This window comes from Rhizocola hellebori, assembly GCF_016862955.1.
GTDB lineage: Bacteria > Actinomycetota > Actinomycetes > Mycobacteriales > Micromonosporaceae > Rhizocola > Rhizocola hellebori.
In genome coordinates, this window is sequence record NZ_BONY01000020.1 from 27,977 (window position 1) to 43,513 (window position 15,537).

13 protein-coding genes are annotated in these 15,537 nt (G+C 68.6%); 7 read left to right on the plus strand and 6 right to left on the minus strand.

Going from position 1 to position 15,537, the window contains the following annotated elements; all coding sequences use genetic code 11:
- Nucleotides 1-2 precede the first annotated feature (2 nt).
- On the minus strand, nucleotides 3-263 hold the full coding sequence (locus Rhe02_RS18030) for a hypothetical protein (protein ID WP_203909412.1): 261 nt from the start codon (nucleotides 261-263) through the stop codon (nucleotides 3-5).
- A 172-nt stretch (nucleotides 264-435) separates the two neighbouring features.
- On the opposite strand from Rhe02_RS18030, the gene Rhe02_RS18035 reads away from it, so the two are divergent.
- On the plus strand, nucleotides 436-3,540 hold the full coding sequence (locus tag Rhe02_RS18035) for an endo-1,4-beta-xylanase (protein ID WP_203909413.1): 3,105 nt from the start codon (nucleotides 436-438) through the stop codon (nucleotides 3,538-3,540).
- A gap of 18 nt (nucleotides 3,541-3,558) precedes the next feature.
- Nucleotides 3,559-4,554 carry an aldo/keto reductase gene (locus Rhe02_RS18040; RefSeq protein ID WP_203909414.1) on the plus strand — a complete coding sequence of 332 codons (996 nt, stop codon included), beginning with the start codon at nucleotides 3,559-3,561 and terminating at the stop codon, nucleotides 4,552-4,554.
- Here Rhe02_RS18040 and Rhe02_RS18045 read toward each other — a convergent pair.
- Both Rhe02_RS18045 and Rhe02_RS18050 read right to left on the minus strand, forming a co-directional pair.
- Nucleotides 4,484-5,188, minus strand: coding sequence for a cysteine hydrolase family protein (locus tag Rhe02_RS18045; RefSeq protein WP_203909415.1), 705 nt, complete (start codon nucleotides 5,186-5,188; stop codon nucleotides 4,484-4,486). The two genes, Rhe02_RS18040 and Rhe02_RS18045, sit on opposite strands and share 71 nt — an antisense overlap.
- A gap of 52 nt (nucleotides 5,189-5,240) precedes the next feature.
- On the minus strand, nucleotides 5,241-6,842 hold the full coding sequence (locus Rhe02_RS18050) for an amidase (RefSeq protein WP_239123892.1): 1,602 nt from the start codon (nucleotides 6,840-6,842) through the stop codon (nucleotides 5,241-5,243).
- Nucleotides 6,843-7,002: 160 nt separating this feature from the next.
- Between Rhe02_RS18050 and Rhe02_RS18055 the strand changes: the two genes are divergently transcribed.
- A complete protein-coding gene (locus tag Rhe02_RS18055) occupies nucleotides 7,003-8,307 on the plus strand; it encodes a GAF domain-containing protein (RefSeq protein WP_203909416.1) in 1,305 nt (434 codons plus the stop codon).
- Between the two features lie 48 nt (nucleotides 8,308-8,355).
- Here the strand turns inward: Rhe02_RS18055 and Rhe02_RS18060 are convergent, their stop codons facing one another.
- Nucleotides 8,356-8,892, minus strand: coding sequence for a hypothetical protein (locus Rhe02_RS18060; protein ID WP_203909417.1), 537 nt, complete (start codon nucleotides 8,890-8,892; stop codon nucleotides 8,356-8,358).
- 206 nt (nucleotides 8,893-9,098) lie between these two features.
- Here Rhe02_RS18060 and Rhe02_RS18065 point away from each other — a divergent pair, with 206 nt between their 5' ends.
- Nucleotides 9,099-11,702 (plus strand): tetratricopeptide repeat protein, encoded by a 2,604-nt coding sequence (locus Rhe02_RS18065; RefSeq protein WP_203909418.1) that lies wholly within the window; start codon nucleotides 9,099-9,101, stop codon nucleotides 11,700-11,702.
- Nucleotides 11,703-11,717: 15 nt separating this feature from the next.
- Here Rhe02_RS18065 and Rhe02_RS18070 read toward each other — a convergent pair whose 3' ends face one another.
- On the minus strand, nucleotides 11,718-13,301 hold the full coding sequence (locus Rhe02_RS18070) for an amidohydrolase (protein WP_203909419.1): 1,584 nt from the start codon (nucleotides 13,299-13,301) through the stop codon (nucleotides 11,718-11,720).
- A 38-nt stretch (nucleotides 13,302-13,339) separates the two neighbouring features.
- Complete coding sequence (locus tag Rhe02_RS18075) at nucleotides 13,340-13,708, minus strand: S26 family signal peptidase (RefSeq protein ID WP_203909420.1); 369 nt, start codon at nucleotides 13,706-13,708, stop codon at nucleotides 13,340-13,342.
- 37 nt (nucleotides 13,709-13,745) lie between these two features.
- Between Rhe02_RS18075 and Rhe02_RS18080 the strand changes: the two genes are divergently transcribed.
- The 3 genes from Rhe02_RS18080 to Rhe02_RS18090 all read left to right on the plus strand — a co-directional run bounded on the left by Rhe02_RS18080 (nucleotide 13,746) and on the right by Rhe02_RS18090 (nucleotide 15,528).
- Nucleotides 13,746-14,630 carry a LuxR C-terminal-related transcriptional regulator gene (locus Rhe02_RS18080; RefSeq protein WP_203909421.1) on the plus strand — a complete coding sequence of 295 codons (885 nt, stop codon included), beginning with the start codon at nucleotides 13,746-13,748 and terminating at the stop codon, nucleotides 14,628-14,630.
- Between the two features lie 85 nt (nucleotides 14,631-14,715).
- The gene (locus Rhe02_RS18085) at nucleotides 14,716-14,919 is read left to right on the plus strand and encodes a hypothetical protein (RefSeq protein ID WP_203909422.1); all 204 of its coding nucleotides are present in this window, start codon (nucleotides 14,716-14,718) and stop codon (nucleotides 14,917-14,919) included.
- A gap of 69 nt (nucleotides 14,920-14,988) precedes the next feature.
- Entirely contained in the window at nucleotides 14,989-15,528 is a 540-nt protein-coding gene (locus tag Rhe02_RS18090) for a TlpA family protein disulfide reductase (protein WP_203909423.1), read from the plus strand.
- Nucleotides 15,529-15,537 lie beyond the last annotated feature (9 nt).

The following is a 15,537-nucleotide window of genomic DNA, read 5'->3' on the forward strand; positions in this document are numbered from 1 at the left end:
CCCTACTCGTACCAGTGCCGGCGCCAGGTGGGCGGGCCGAGGATGGGCAGCCGCCCGAGCCGTTGTTGCAGGCGCTCCAGCTCGGGCGCGGCCAGCGCGGTGCGGGCGAGGCGCTCGGCAGCCAGGTCTGCCGCGGTGATCATGTCGGCCACGTACCTGGCCCGGCGAGCCAGGCAGATCGCCTGGATGCGGCGGGCGGCCTGGGTGCGTCTGGCACGGCGCGAGCGGCGGATCACCCGGGCGTGTCGAATGTGGAGACTCACCGGGGCGTCGTACCCACAGCGTGGACGGTCTAAACGTGCCAACCGTGCCTATCTAAAGTTTCGAAAGTTTCGATGGTTGACCGGGTCATCGGCGCCGCCTATTGTCCGGCTGATACCCCGAAACACTTCCGAAACTTTCGGCTTTCTCCAAAGCGTTATGAAGGCGGCGAGCATGAGTCGCAACAGGGTGTGGATGGCTGCTGTCACAGCGGTGTGCGTGGTGGCCTCGATGGTGGCGGCGACGCCGATGGCGCAGGCGGTCGACCCGGTGGTGGTGATGGCCAGCGACTTCGAGGACGGCACCAGCCAGGGCTGGTTCGGGCGCGGGTCGGCGGTGCTGGCGGCCACCCTCGACGCGGCGCACACCGGCACCCAGAGCATGCGCGCCACCGGACGCACGGCGACCTGGAACGGGCCGGGCCGCAACGTGCTTGGCATCGTGCAGAAAAGCGCCACCTACGTGATCGAGGCCTACGTGCGGATGGTGGCGGCGCAGCCGTCGGCCGCGATCCACATGACGATGCAGCGCACCCCGGAGGGCGGCTCGACCGCGTTCGAGCGGGTGAGCAGCGCGGCGGTGACCGACGCCGGCTGGGTGCTGCTGCGCGGCGAGTACTCCTACCAGGTCGACTCGACCGAGCTGCAGCTGTACCTGGAAAGCGACAACGCGACCGTGGCCTTCTACACCGACGACGTGAAGATCACGATGATCGCGCCCGCGCCGGGCGGCCCGCCGGACGAGACCGGAATCGTCACCGGCTTCGAGGGCGGCACCCGCCAGGGGTGGAGCCCGCGCATCGGGTCCGAGACGCTGACGGTCACCGAAGCCGACGCGCACAGCGGCCGGTTCAGCCTGCTGACCACGACCCGCACCCAGACCTACGCGGGCCCGGCCCTCAACGTCTTCGGCCGCATCGGCAAGGGCAAGGTCTACACGTTCTCGTTGTGGCTCAAGCTCGCCCCCGGCCAGGCGCCCGCGCAGCTGCGCTTCAGCATCGAGCGAAGGCTGGCCGGGACACCGAACTATGTCACCCTGGTGGGCAACAAGACCGTCACCGCCGACGCCTGGGTGCAGTTCACCGGGCAGTACACGCTGGCCTACGACGTGGACTTCCTGTCGGTCTATGCGGAGTCCAACTCGGGCACGCCGTCGTTCTATCTCGACGACTTCGAGATGGTTTTCGTGCCGCCGATCCCGATCCAGCGCGATATCCCGCGGCTGCGCGACGTTTTCGCCGCCGACTTCCCGATCGGCACCGCGGTCGACCGTACCGACACCGTCGGGGTGCCCGCGGAGCTTGCAGTGCAGCATTTCGGCCAGATCACCCCCGGCAACGCGATGAAGTGGGATGCCACCGAACCCGCGGCGGGCCAGTTCACCTTCGCCGAAGCCGACGCGCTGGTCAGTTTCGCCACCGCCAACGGGATGCGGGTGCACGGGCACACCCTGGTCTGGCACAACCAGACCCCGGCCTGGGTCTTCCAGGACGCCGCGGGCCAACCGCTGACCAACTCCCCGGAGCACAAAGCCCTTCTGCTGCAACGCCTGGAGAGCCACATCCGGGCGGTGGCCGGGCGCTACGCGGCTCAGATCTACGCCTGGGACGTGGCCAACGAGGTGATCGACGAGTACCAGCCCGACGGGCTGCGGCGCAGCCGCTGGTTCGAGGTCACCGGCCTGGACTATCTGCGCACGGCGTTCAGGGTGGCGCACGAGGTGGCCCCCAACGCGGTGCTCTACATCAACGACTACAACACCCATCTGCCGCGCAAGCGCGAGTTCCTGTTCAGCCTGGTGCAGCAGCTGCGCGCGGAAGGTGTTCCGGTGCAAGGCGTCGGGCACCAGACCCACATCAACGTGGAACGCCCGCCGGTGGCCCAGGTCGAACAGTCGATCCTGCGCTTCGCCAACATCGGGCTGCAGCAGGAGATCACCGAGCTGGACATGAGTGTCTACGGCAACGCCGTCGACTCCTATGCCACGGTGCCGCCGGAGATCATCACCGCGCAGGGCTACCGCTACCGCGACCTGTTCGATGTGTTGCGCCGCAACAAACAGCACCTGTCGGCGGTCACCATGTGGGGTTCGTCGGACGCCAACACGTGGTTGAAGAACTTCCCGATCCCCCGCCTGGACCTGCCGCTGTTCTTCGACGAGCAGCTGCAGGCCAAGCCCGCCTACTGGGGCGTGGTCGACCCGTCGCGGCTGCCGCTGCTCACCCGCACGCTGACCGTCCCGGCCGGCAAGCCGCAGATCGACGGCAAGACCGAGCTGCAGTGGGATCAGCTGCCGATGACCCGCATCGAGTCCGCGACCGGCCCGGCCACCGGGTTCCAGCTGCGCTGGGACAGCCGTTTCCTCTACGTGCTGGCGCAGGTCTCCGACGACACCAGGGACAAGGCCGACTCCGTCGAGATCTTCGTCGACGACAACAACGGCAAAACCCCGACCTACCAGGGTGACGACACCCGCCATGTGTTGCGCCGAGGGGGCAAAGACGTCCGCGAAATCCTTGGCGGGTACCAGGTGGAGGCGGCCATAGCGCTGCGCTCCCCCGGCACGACCAGCCGGCGCATCGGGCTGGATGTGCGGGTCAAGGACACCGCCCGCCCGGCCGAAACGGTGTCGTGGAACGACAGCGAGCTGCACGGGCAGGACACCGACACCTCGCGCTGGGGAACCGTCACGCTCATCCCCGCGGTCGGCCAGGCCGACGCGCCCGAGGCCACCACGGCGCCCATCGTGGACGGCGTGGCCGACCCGATCTGGGCGCAGGCCCGCCAGATCACCACCGCCATCCCCGTGATCGGCTCCGGCGGCGCCACCGCGACCGCAAAGCTGTTGTGGGACAACGGCTATCTCTATGTGCTCGTCAACGTCACCGACGCGGTGCTCGACCAGTCCAGCGCGAACCTCTACGAGCAGGACTCGGTGGAGATCTTCGTGGACCCGGACAACGGCAAGACCACCGGGTTCGACGACGACGACGGCCAGTACCGGATCAGCTTCTCCAACCGGCAGAGCGTCGGCGGCGGGTTCGCCGCGGCCGACAATCTGACCAGCGCCACGGCCGTCGTGCCCGGCGGCTACCTGGTGGAGGCGCGCATCCAGCTCGACACCATCCGCCCGCACGAAGACAGCCTGCTCGGGCTGGAGCTGCAGGTCAACGACGCCACCGGCGGACGCCGCACGGCGGCCACCACCTGGCACGACCCCACCGGGGTGTCCTATGTGAACACTTCGCGCTGGGGGGTGCTGCAGCTGACCAAGCACTAAGGCGTGTAGAAAGAGCCTGTGCGCTATGTCAGGCTTGCCGACACCGATCTCGCCGTGTCACGCATCGCACTGGGATGCGGCAACTTCGGCGGGATCGGTTCGGCGCCAGAGCTTTTCGGGCGCGGTGACGACGAGCAGGCCGCGTTCGCGTTGATGGACGCGGCGCGCGAGCAGGGCATCACCCTGTTCGACACCGCCAACTCCTACGGCGGCGGCCGTTCCGAGGAATGGATCGGCCGCTGGCTGGCCAGCCGCCGGGCCCGCGACGAGATCGTGCTGACCACGAAGGTGCGCAACAGGGTGGGGCCGGGCCCGTGCGACGAGGGCCTGTCCGCCGCGCACATCAGAACCCAGATCGAGGCGAGCCTGCGCCGGCTGGGCACCGATCGGGTCGACCTTTATCTGGCCCATGAGCCCGATCCCTCGGTACCCATATCGGAAACCCTGAAAGCATTCGACGATCTGATCCGGGCCGGGAAGGTGCGCCACTACGGCCTGAGCAACTTCACCGGCGCGCAGCTCACCGACGCCTGCGACGCGGCCGCTCAGCTGGGCGCGGCGGCGCCGGTGAACCTGCAGTCCGAATACAGCCTGCTGAGCCGTTCGGCGGCCACAGACGCGTTTGCCGTGTGCGCGCAGCGGCGGGTCGCCTTCACCGCGTTCAGCCCGCTGGCCGGCGGCTGGCTAACCGGCAAGTATCGCGACCCGGGTGTCTACCCGCCGGGCTCGCGGATGACACTACGGCCGGAGCCCTACGCGGGTTGGACCAACGACCTTACCCTGCAACGCATCCAGGCGGTCAGCGAGCTCGCCTCGCAGCGCGGCGTCGAGCTGGCCGAGCTCGCGCTGCGCTGGGCGCTCAGCGATCCGGGCGTAACCGCCATCGTCGTCGGCCCCCGCCGGCCCGAGCAGCTGGCCCCGGCCATCGCCGCCACCCGGTCGGCTATGCCTGCCGAGCTTCGCGAAGAGCTGGTGCGGCTGGTGTCCGGGCCTGACCCGACTCGATCAGCGTGAGCACCTCCGCGGTGGTGCGCACATCGCCGAAGGTGCGATAGACGGTGTAGAGCGTGGCGTTATGGTCCTGGTCGCGCCGGGCCGAGTTGGCGTCGGCCACCATGATGACCCGGTAGCCGCGGGTGTGCGCGTCGCGCGCCGACGACTCGCAGCACACGTTGGTGACGGTGCCGGTGATCAACACGGTGGTGATGCCGCGCGAGGCAAGCATCTCCGGCAGGTCGCAGCGGCCGGGAAAGAACGCGCTCGCCGCCGTCTTCTCTACCAGAATGTCGCCGCCGTGCACCTCGAACTCGTGCCAAAGCCGTTGCGCCAGCGGGCCTTCGCCGCCACTGCGGCGAAACATCTCGGCGATGTCCGCTCCGAGGAACTCGTCCATGACTTCCGTGCGCTCGCCCGCGCCGGGAAGCACCCACGCCACTGTGCCGCCGGCCTGGCGCAGCGCATCGGCGATCAGGCCAATGTTGGGCACGATGGCGCGGCTGTAGCCGTTCTCGTTGAGGAAGAAGGGAACCATGTCGACCACCACCAGCGCGGTCTGCGCCGGATCGAGATGTTCGTAAGCATGGCGTCTGCCGCGGCGCGACTCCTGCCGAGCGTACTCACGTTCCTCGATGTGCCAGTCGTGAACCATGCCCCACGCTAGCGCGCCGCCCCCGGCCCCGATGCCGGGGGCGGCGCACCCCTCAGGGCAGGGTGGGCAGATAGCTGGGCGGCACCCGCACCTTGGTGGCCTGTTCGAAGGCGTAGCCAAGGGAGATCAGCGTCGGCTCGCTGAACCGGCCGCCGAAGAACGACATCCCGATCGGCAGCACGCCGCGGGCGTAGCCGGCCGGGACGGTCAGGTTCGGGTACCCGGAAATAGCCGCCGGGCCGGAAGCGGCAACGAAATCGGTGAAGTCGTCCCCGGTCTCGTGATTGGTCACCCAAGCCGGGCCGTTGGTCGGCGCGATGATCGCGTCGAGGCGGTGGGTGGCGATAGCGCTGTCGATGGCATGGCGCGCCGCGGTGGTGGCGGTGGTGCGCTGGGCGACATAGGTGGGGTCGGTCAGGTCGCCCGTGGTCGCCTGGGCCAGCTCGAAGATCTCCTGCTGGAAGAAGGGCATCTCCTGCGCGGCGTGCGCCCGGTTGAACGCGATCAACCCGGCCAGATCGACCGGATGCTGGCCGCCAAGCGTGCTCAGATAGGCGTTGATGTCGTGTTTGAACTCGGTGAGCAGAGCCGGCAGCTCGTTGTTGAAGGCGTCGTCCAGGCCGGGCAGGTCCACATTGTCCACCACGGTGGCGCCGAGGCTGCGCAGCTTGGCGATGGTGGCATCGGTGACCGCGTTGACCACCGGGACATCGCCGCCGCCGCGGAACACCCCGATCCGCTTGCCGCGCAACGCATCCGGCCGCAACGCTCGCAGGTAGTCGCGCCGCACGAAGGGCCGCGCGTCGGCGGTGGCCGGGTCGGCGGGGTCGACGCCCTGGATGACTGAGAGCACCGCCGCCGCATCGGTCATGTTGCGGGTCATCGGCCCGGCCGTGTCCTGCTGCGCCGAGAGCGGGATGACGCCGCCGCGGCTGACCAGGCCGAGGGTGGGCTTGATCCCCACCACGTTGTTCGCGCCCGACGGGCAGACGATCGAGCCGTCGGTCTCGGTACCGATGGTGACCGTGGCCAGGTTCGCCGCCGCCGCCGCGCCCGAGCCGCTGCTGGAGCCGCACGGGTTGCGATCAAGCACATAAGGGTTGTTGGTCTGGCCTCCCCGCGCCGACCAGCCGCTCGACGAGGTCGTCGACCGGAAGTTGGCCCACTCGGACAGGCTGGCCTTGCCCAGGATCACCGCTCCAGCGGCCCTGAGCCGGGCCACCAGGAACGCGTCGCTGGCCGGACGGGCCGCGGCCAGCGCCAGCGATCCGGCCGTGGTGTGCTGGCGGTCGGCGGTGCCGATGTTGTCCTTGAGCAGCACCGGGATTCCGTCCAGCGGGCCGCGTGCGCCGTGGCGGGCGCGGTGCAGATCGCTGGCCAGCGCCTCACGCACCGCGTCGGGATTGGTCTCGATCACCGCGTTGAGCTTCGGGTTGAGCCGGTCGATGCGGCGCAGGTAAAAGGCGGTCAGCGCCACCGAGCTGAGCCGGTGTCCCTGCATCGCCTTCTGCAGATCGAGCACCGTGGCCTGTTCCAGGTCGATGCCGCCAACCGTCAGCTCGGGCGCCGCCACCGGCGCGCCCGCGGCGGCTGGCGCCGCCGCGCCGACCAGCACAGCAATCAGACCTGCTATGTACCAAGGCATTTTCCGCATGATCCACCTCCATGGTGGTTGCGAAGGAAAATCCGGATATCGCCTTCTGTCTATTCCATGGCGATCCGTCTGGCAAGTGATGAGTAGGTCGATTGCGTGGGGTAGCCGGCACAGCGCAGAATGTGGCTCTGGGTTCCCAGACGCACCGGAAGGGTTCGAGGTGAGCGACGCTGCCCGGCTGGAGTTCGATCAGCTCCTCGAACAGCTGGTCGGCCAGGCCCGAGAGGTGCAGGAGAGCCAGAGCCGGCTGCGCGGGCTGTTGCAGGCATACCGGCAGGTCACCCAGGCGGTCGACCTGGAAGAGGTGCTGGGCCACCTGGTGCAGGCCGCCCGAGATCTGGTCAGCGCCCGCTACGCGGCCCTGGGCGTGGTGCGCGACAACCAGCTGGTCCGCTTCCTGCACACCGGTTTGGACCCCGCCACCGTGGCCGCCATCGGCGATCTGCCCCAGGGCAAGGGCGTGCTTGGCCAGCTGGTGAGCGACCCGCAGCCGATGCGCCTGGCCAACATCGGCGACCATCAGGCCTCGGTCGGCTTCCCCGCCAACCACCCGCCCATGCGCTCGTTCCTCGGCGTGCCGGTGCGCGTCGGTGATCGCGTCTTCGGCAACCTCTACCTTGCCGACAAGCAGGATGCGGCCGAATTCACCAGCGACGACGAAGAGCTGGTCACCGCGCTGGCGGCGGTCGCCGGCACCGCGATCGAAAACGCCACCCTCTTCGACGAGCTGCGCCGCCGCCAATCCTGGCAAGCCACCATGGTGTCGATCACCACCGGGCTGCTGGCCGGGGGCGACCCGGCCGACGCGCTGCGCGAACTCGTCCGCCACACCTGTCAAACCCTTGCCGCACAAGGCGCCGGGGTCAACGTACCGGTCGACGACGGCGCGATGTGGCGGGTGGCCGTCACCGAAGGCTCGTTCACCCGCTGGCAGGGCCTGCTCATCCCGCCACACGGGACGATCACGGCGACGGCGGTGCAGGCGGGAGATCTGGTGGTGGTGCCCGACCCCACCACCGACGAGCGCACCACCGCCACCGCGCAGGAGGCGGTCGGCCAGGTCGGGGAAAGCCTCGCCGTGCCGCTGCGCGGCGACCGCGGCATCACCGGCGTGCTGGTGGCCTCCCGCCGTCCGGGCGAACACGGTTTCGACCAGATCGACCGTGAGATCATCCGCGCCATCGCCGCCCACGCCGGGCTCGCTCTCGAGCTGGCCCAGGTGCGCCAGGAAAACGAAGACCTGCGCCTGCTCGAAGACCGGGCGCAGATTGCCGAAGACCTGCGCCAGAAGGTCATCCAGCCCATGTTCGACCTGGGGCTGGCGCTGCAGGGCGCGGTGGCCCGGGTGGGCAAACCCGAGCTGCGCGAAGCGATCCAGGAACAGGTCAACGCCGCCGACCGGATCATCAAGGACATCCGGGCCGCGGTGTTCCGCCTCAACCCGTCCCCACCGGCCGATGCTTAAGACCGGTGACACCGCCGACGGCGTCACCGGTCCGATCTCTTGTGTCGGCTAGAAGTTCTGGAGGAATTGGTCCGAGTCGAAGGCCACGGTTGACTGACCGGTTTGCAGGAGTTCGATCCTGGCGAACACCTTGGAGAAGGGAATCGTCACGCCGAACCAGTCAAGGTCCCGGTTGAGCTCGGCCGCAGTTTTCCTGATCTCGAAGTCGCCGCTGAGCCCCGACTCCTCGGAGGCGCCGAGGTTGGTCAGTGGCACGTCGAACATCGCCTGGTTGCCCCAAGGCCACGGCGCGACACCGAATATCCGTACCCGGTAAGGATCGCCGGGCTGGTCGATGATGGCCTGAGCCCGCTGCCGGCCGATGCGATAGTCGATACCGACGTGAACCACGTACTCACCCGGGGTGGTCGGCCAGATGGATAGGCAGACGTTGGTGATGGATCCGCCCGTGCACTTCTGCCCGGACTCGGCGTGAGCCGGCGTCGCCCCCAGGACGACCGTGCTGATGAGGGCTGCCGTCATGACGGCGAGGCCGCGCATCACAGATCGCTTTTTGCGATCGGCGGATTGGCTGGTGGTAGTCATACTGCTCCTCATTTCGTGGCGACGCGGCTCGCGTCGCCGGTGGGTTTGCTTGGGCCATCTGTGACTTTGCGGCGCGGGCGGTACAGGTGCCTCAAATCCGAACGATTCCGGATGGACGCTGCGGGCGGCACGCCCGGCAGAGTCGCGGCGACTGTCGGTACTGTGGGCACAGGCCAGACATTTGACCTCAACCTGTGAGGTGAGCCATGCCTTCGCCGCAATCGCTGGAGGGGTTCCGGGCGCCAGCCGATCCTGGGCAGGCCGAGACGATTGAGGAGCTCGTCGAACGCCTGCGGCTGCTGAAGATCTGGGCAGGTGACCCGTCCTACGAGTGGATCAAAGACCGGGTGAACGCGGCCTGGACAGCCGCCGGACGCCCCGCTGGAGAGCTTGCCGGCAAGACGATTGTCGCGGACTGTTTCCGGCTAGGCCGGCGGCGGCTGAACACCGATCTGGTGACAGCCATTGTGCAGGCGCTGCATCCGGATGTGGGATACGTGACGCAATGGCGGCAGGCACTTCAAGTGGTCACCGGCAGGGCTCAGGCGGCGGCGCAGGTTCGGGTGCGCGACAGCCTGCCGCCCGTCTTGGCTGGATTCACGGGCCGCGTCGCCGAGCTGGCCGAGGCTCACCGTGCGCTGCATGACCGTGAAGACGATGCCGCAGCGGTGGTTTCCATCACCGGAATGGCCGGGGTGGGCAAGACCGAGTTAGCCGTCCACCTTGGAGACAGGCTCGCTCGCCAGCAGAAGTTCGACCGGATCTTTTTCGTCAATCTGCGCGGATTTCACCCCGACGCCGCCCAGCCGCCGGCAAACCCAGCCGCCGTACTGGAAGGATTCCTTCGCCTGCTTGGGGTTCCTGGCCAGCAGATCCCGCATAGCCTGCCGGCCCGCGCCGCGGCCTACCGCAGCCGCCTGGCCGGCACCCGGGTCCTGATAGTGCTGGACAACGCCGCCGACGAGGCACAGGTGCAGTCCCTGCTGCCACAAACCGCCGGCTGCCTCACCCTGATCACCAGCCGGCGCAGCCTCACCGACCTCAAAGACGCCACCCACCTGAAGATCGAGGTGTTCAGCGCCGAAGAGGCCAAGGCCTTCCTGGCCCGGTCCACCCCGCAGACCCCGATCGGACGCGACCCTGCGGCCGCGGGCCGCATCGTCCTGCGCTGCGGCCGCCTTCCGCTCGCTCTCGGGCTCGTCATCGGGCACATCCGCACTAAGCCTGGCTGGACGTTGACCGATCATGCCGATCGGCTCGACCAGCGGCACCGGGATCGGCGTATGGACACCGAGATGGAGCTCGCTTTCGATCTGTCCTACCGACACCAGCCGGCCGGCCGGCAACGCCTGCTGCGGCTGGCCGCGCTGCACCCGGGTGATGACATGGACGCCTACGCCGTGGCCGCCCTGACCGGCGGCAGCCTCGACGTCGCCGAGTCGGACCTGCGTCGGTTGCACGACGATCACCTGATGCAGCAAAGCATCCCTGGCCGGTACAGCTTCCACGATCTGGTCCGCGCCTATGCCACCGGTGTAGGCGCCGATGAAGACGCCCCGTCCGAACGCCGTAGCGCTCTGACCCGGCTGTTCGACCACTACCTGGCCACCACCGCTGCCGCCATGAACACGCTGCATCCCGTGGAGATGCAACGATGGCCGCAGGTATCGTCACCGGTCACCGCCACGCCAGACCTGACCGCCTTCGGCGCAGCCGTCGCCTGGCTGGACACCGAACGTCCCACCCTGGTGGCCGTCGCTGCTTACACCGCCGGCCACGGCTGGCTGACGCACACCATCCGGCTGGCCAACATCTTGTTTCGTTACCTCAACGGCGGCTACCCGGCCGACGCCCTCATCGTCCACGGCCACGCCCGCGAGGCGGCCCACCACTGCGGCGATGTCGCCGCCCAGGCCCATGCGCTGACCAGCCTTGGCGCTACCCATTTGCAGCTGAGCAACTATGGCCCCGCAGCCGAGGACCTGCAGCAGGCGGTCGAGCTTTTCCGGCAGGTCGGCGATCATTCCGGGCTGGCTCGCGCGCTGTGCAATCTCGGCCATGTGGAAACGTGGATGGGTCGCTATCAGCCGGCCACCGATCATTTCGTGGAGGCGATGGCGCTGGGCCGCCAGACAAACGACCCACGAGTCCATGCGCGCGCTCTGATCAATCTGGGCGGGCTGGAGGCCCGGCTGGGCCAGTTTGAGGCGGCTGTTGATCACCACGCCGCGGCTTTGGCGCTGTGCCGCGAGACGGGCGATCGCGCCTCCGAAGCCACTGCGCTGCAAAGCCTCGGCCACGCTGAAGTTCGGCTGGGCCAATACGGCTCAGCTGCTGTTCACCTGCGGGAAGCTCTCGTCCACTATCGACACTTTGGCAGTCGCAGCGGTGAAGCGTGGACGCTCAATGTTCTCGGCCTGGCGCATACCCGCCTCCAGCAGCACGCCCAAGCCATCGAGTACCATCAGCGTGCGCTGGCGATCTTCCAGGAGACCGCCGACCGAGACAGCGAAGCCTCAGCGATCAACGGTTTGGGTGAAGCGGCCTACGCCGCGGGCAGGATAGCCACCGCATTGGCACACCACAGCGCCGCTTATGCCCTCTGCCTCGAGGCGGACATCCCCAAGGAGCAGGCCCGCGCCCACCTGGGCATCGGTCATGTCCACCGAAACCTCGTCAACCCCACCCGCGCCCGCTGGCACTACGAACGCGCCCTTGCCATCTACACCGAACTGGGCACATTTGAGGCCGACCGGGTGCGCGCAGACCTGGCCGCCATCGACACCGACCACCCGGCTGCCGATGGGTGAAAAGCGCCGACGTTCTCAGCGCTGCCAGCGGATCACGCCGCCGACCACGGTGAGGTCGACCTCGATGTCCCGTAGTGCAGCCGGATCGGCGGTGAAGGGATCGGTGGACACCGCGATGAAGTCGGCCAGCATTCCCCGGCGAAGCACCCCTTTGCTGCCCTCCTCCCCCGACGCGTAGGCGGGAGTCACCGTGTAGGCCCGCACCGCCTGCGCGATGGTGAGCCGCTCGTGCGGCTGGAAACCGCCCTGCGGCGTGCCTTCCGCACGCTGGCGGGTGACCGCGGCATGCAAGCCGTGGAACGGATTGGGGTCCTCCACCGGAGCGTCGGAGCCGAACACCACCGTGGCGCCGGCGGCCAGCAGCGAGCGCCACGGATACGACGCCACCTCGTGCCCGGCAAGCAGGGTCTCCACCAGGTCGATGTCGCTGGTGCAGTGGATGGGCTGCATCGAGGCGATGACGCCGAGGCGGGCGAAGCGGGCGATGTCGGCCGGGCGCTGATGCTGCGCGTGCTCGATGCGGTGCCGCAGCCCGGGCGCGCATCCGGTCGCCTGCCAGCGCTCGAAAGCGTCCAGCACCATGGCGTTGGCCGCGTCGCCGATGGCGTGCGCGGCGATCGCGATGCCGCCGGTGGCCGCCCGCGCGAGCAGATCGTAGGCCTCCTGCGCTCCGGTGACGGCGATGCCGTGATTGCCGGGGCTGTCCGCCAGGGCCTTGGTGGTCAGGCAGGTGTGCGAGCCGAGCGCGCCGTCCATGAAAATCTTCATCGCGCCGGTACGAAGCCAGCTGTCGCCATCGCCGGTGGCCCGGCCGCGCTCCAGCGCCTCGTCCAGGGCCGTCACCGGAATCAGCTTGTGCACGCGCAAGGCCAGATCTCCTTGCGCGTAAAGGGTTTCATAGGCCATCCGGCAGTCGACGCCGTCGATGTCGTGGATGCTGGTCAGCCCCACCGACAGCAGCCTGCGCTGTGCCACGGCCAGCTGCCCGGCCAGGTCTGCCGCCCCCACCTCCTGCTGCACCTGCCGCACCCCGGCCGCGGCGGCTTCACGCAGGATTCCGGTGGGCAGCCCGTCGGCGTCGCGCACTATCTGCCCGCCCGGCATCTCCGGCGTGCCGGCATCGATGTTCAGCAGGCGCAGGGCAAGCGTGTTCACCCAGGTGGTATGCCCGTCGATGCTGGGCAGCGCCACCGGCCGATGCGCGCACACCACGTCGAGGTCGTGGCGGGTGGGCTGCACCGGATTATCCCAGCGGTTGAAGTCCCAGCCGCCGCCCAGCAGCCAATCATCCGATGTGGACACTGCGGCCGCTGCCGCAATCCGCTCCAGGCATTGGGCCAGGCTCGTGGCGCCACGCAGATCGACCTGATGCAGCCGGCGGGCGTAGGAGGCCGAATGGATGTGCGCGTCGGTGAAACCGGGCAGCACGATCAGGCCCGCCAGGTCGACCCGGGCCGCCCCGGCACCGGCGGCCGCCCGGCAAGACGCGACGTCGCCCGTGGCCACAATCCGCTCTCCGCGCACCGCGATCGCCTCCGCCACCGGCAGGCCGGGGTCAAGGGTGTGGATGTGGCCATTCTCGTACACGGTCGCGGGCATGGCGCCCATGGTATGCGCGCGCCAGGTGCCGGTGGGGGCTACAGCCGCAGGTGGGCTATCACCCGGCCGACGACGTGACCGGCCGCGATCGGGCCGAACTGTCTGGAGTCGTAGCTGTGCGGGCCGTCACCGACGAGGAAGACCTGATCGCTGTCCACCTCCCGGATCCGCTTGATGACCAGCGAATCCGGGCCGCGAGCGGCGGGCGGCAACCGGCACACCACGATGTCGCCAGGGCGCAGCCGCTTGCCCAGCCCTCGCCGCACCGCCAGCACCGCGTCACCGTGCTCGAAGGTCGGCAGCATGCTGGGGCCGCTGACCCGGACCACCAGCAGAACCCGGCGGGCGAGCAGCAACACCAACGCTGCCAAGCCTATTAGCACGACAACATATGCCCAGCCCGACATGGCGACGAGTCTACGTGTGTAAGTATGTTGGTGTCTCATGGAGTTGCTCTCGGCTGCGGCCGGTGACCTGCTGGCTCGGCTCATGGCCAGCGTCGGCGCACCGGTCGGATACGGGCCAGGCGAGGTCTGCCTAAACGACCCGGCACTACAGGAGCTTTGCCAGTACGGCCTGGCAGCTGTCTTCGGGCAGCGCGCGATGCCGATCGCCCCCGCGACGGCGCTGACGAATCTGTTGGCGCGCAGGCAACAAGCCCTCATGGACAGTCACCGCGAGCTGCTGGCCGATTACGAAAGGCTGATCGGGCAGAGCGTCAGCCCGGCCTCCGCGCAGCTGGAGGTGCTCACCTGCGAGACCGAGGTGCTGGCCGCGCTGCGCGGGCTGCAGGCGCAGTCCTCGTGCGATTACTGCGCCGTCGACCTGCTGCCGCTGGTGGCCGTCACCAGGCCGCGCGCGCCGCATCGGCAGATCTACACCAAGAACCTGCTGTCCAGCAGCGGCTTGGTGTTCCTGGCCGGGTGGCAGTACAAGCTGATCGGCGAGCTGCCGCTGCGGATGGCGCTGTGCGACGGGGTGGCCGTGGTCATGCTCTCCCCCGCCGGGTACGAGATGGCCGCCGTGATCCGGGTGCCGACCGTGATCACCGCGCTGCGGCACTATTTCGACCTGCTGTGGCGCCAGGCCACACCGCTGGACGGCGAGGAGGGCAGGCAGCTGACCAGGACCCAGCGCCTGATCGTGGGCATGCTGCTGTCCGGGCTGGGCGACGAGACGATCGCCAGATCGCTTGGTGTCAGCACCCGATCGGTGCGCCGTCACGTCGCCTCGCTGGAGCTGCTCGCCGGTGTCTCCAGCCGTTTCGCCCTGGGCGCGGCATCGGTGCGTTTGGGCTGGCTGGACGGCCGCGGCGACGTTGTCCGCTAGAGGACAGTGGCCGCTTTGCTCTTGGGAAAGACGGCGTTCAATGGTCGACTCCAATCAACGTCGATGTCATCGTCAAGGAGGATGGATGCTTCGCAGAATTGGCAAGGCCGGAAGCGCTCTGATCGACGCGCTGCTGCCCGGCACCAAGGCCGAGGCCTGCACGGATTCCTGGTGCGAGAAGCGATCCGGGGTCAACCAGCACCGCTGCTGCAAGCTTTGCACCGGCGGCGTCAAGGCCTGCACCAGCTGGACCAGCGGAAGCTGCGCCGGCGTGGTCTGCCCGCGCTGAGCCCCAACTGTTTGGGTGCCGGGCGATCCAGCTCGGCACCATTCCTTCCGACCCGAAACGGAGTTGCCAATGGCCGCGCTGTGGGCCGCATTCGTTCTGTCGACGTTGGTGGCCGTATTCTCGCTGACCCTCACGCTGGCCCTGGCCCGGCGGGTCAGAGTGCTTGTCACCCAGGTCAATCGGTTCCTTCCGGTTTCGGAGGGCGACGGGCTGCCCGATCCTGGCACGCCCCTGCCCGAGTTCACGGTGAAAAGCAGTGACGGCACGGTAATCAGCCGGCAAAGCTTCGCCGGGCCGCAGCGGCTGTTCATCTTCCTCACCACCGGCTGCTCCTCGTGCACGGATCAGATTCCGGTGATCCAGCAGCTGCGCCTGCCCGAGCAACCGGTCGTCGTGGTCATCGGTGACGAACAGCAACGCTTCGCGATGGCCGCGCAGCTGGCCGACGCGGCGCAGGTGGTGCAGGAGGAAGACGAAGGCCCGCTCGCCACGGCTTTGGAGTTGCGCGAGTTCCCGGCGGTCCTTGTGCTCGGCGAGGCCGTGGTCACCGCCGCCACCCACAGCGTGAAGTCCGCGCTGGCCAAGCTGGCCACACCGGTCGGCGTCTGAGGCTGACCC

Bases quoted from the DNA above. Each gene is read 5' to 3' on its own strand.
- Rhe02_RS18035 (WP_203909413.1), top strand. From the start codon at position 436: ATGAGTCGCAACAGGGTGTGGATGGCTGCTGTCACAGCGGTGTGCGTG.
- Rhe02_RS18060 (WP_203909417.1), bottom strand. From the start codon at position 8,892: ATGACTACCACCAGCCAATCCGCCGATCGCAAAAAGCGATCTGTGATG.
- Rhe02_RS18080 (WP_203909421.1), top strand. From the start codon at position 13,746: ATGGAGTTGCTCTCGGCTGCGGCCGGTGACCTGCTGGCTCGGCTCATG.
- Rhe02_RS18050 (WP_239123892.1), bottom strand. From the start codon at position 6,842: ATGCGGAAAATGCCTTGGTACATAGCAGGTCTGATTGCTGTGCTGGTC.
- Rhe02_RS18065 (WP_203909418.1), top strand. From the start codon at position 9,099: ATGCCTTCGCCGCAATCGCTGGAGGGGTTCCGGGCGCCAGCCGATCCT.
- Rhe02_RS18075 (WP_203909420.1), bottom strand. From the start codon at position 13,708: ATGTCGGGCTGGGCATATGTTGTCGTGCTAATAGGCTTGGCAGCGTTG.
- Rhe02_RS18085 (WP_203909422.1), top strand. From the start codon at position 14,716: ATGCTTCGCAGAATTGGCAAGGCCGGAAGCGCTCTGATCGACGCGCTG.
- Rhe02_RS18070 (WP_203909419.1), bottom strand. From the start codon at position 13,301: ATGCCCGCGACCGTGTACGAGAATGGCCACATCCACACCCTTGACCCC.
- Rhe02_RS18045 (WP_203909415.1), bottom strand. From the start codon at position 5,188: ATGGTTCACGACTGGCACATCGAGGAACGTGAGTACGCTCGGCAGGAG.
- Rhe02_RS18090 (WP_203909423.1), top strand. From the start codon at position 14,989: ATGGCCGCGCTGTGGGCCGCATTCGTTCTGTCGACGTTGGTGGCCGTA.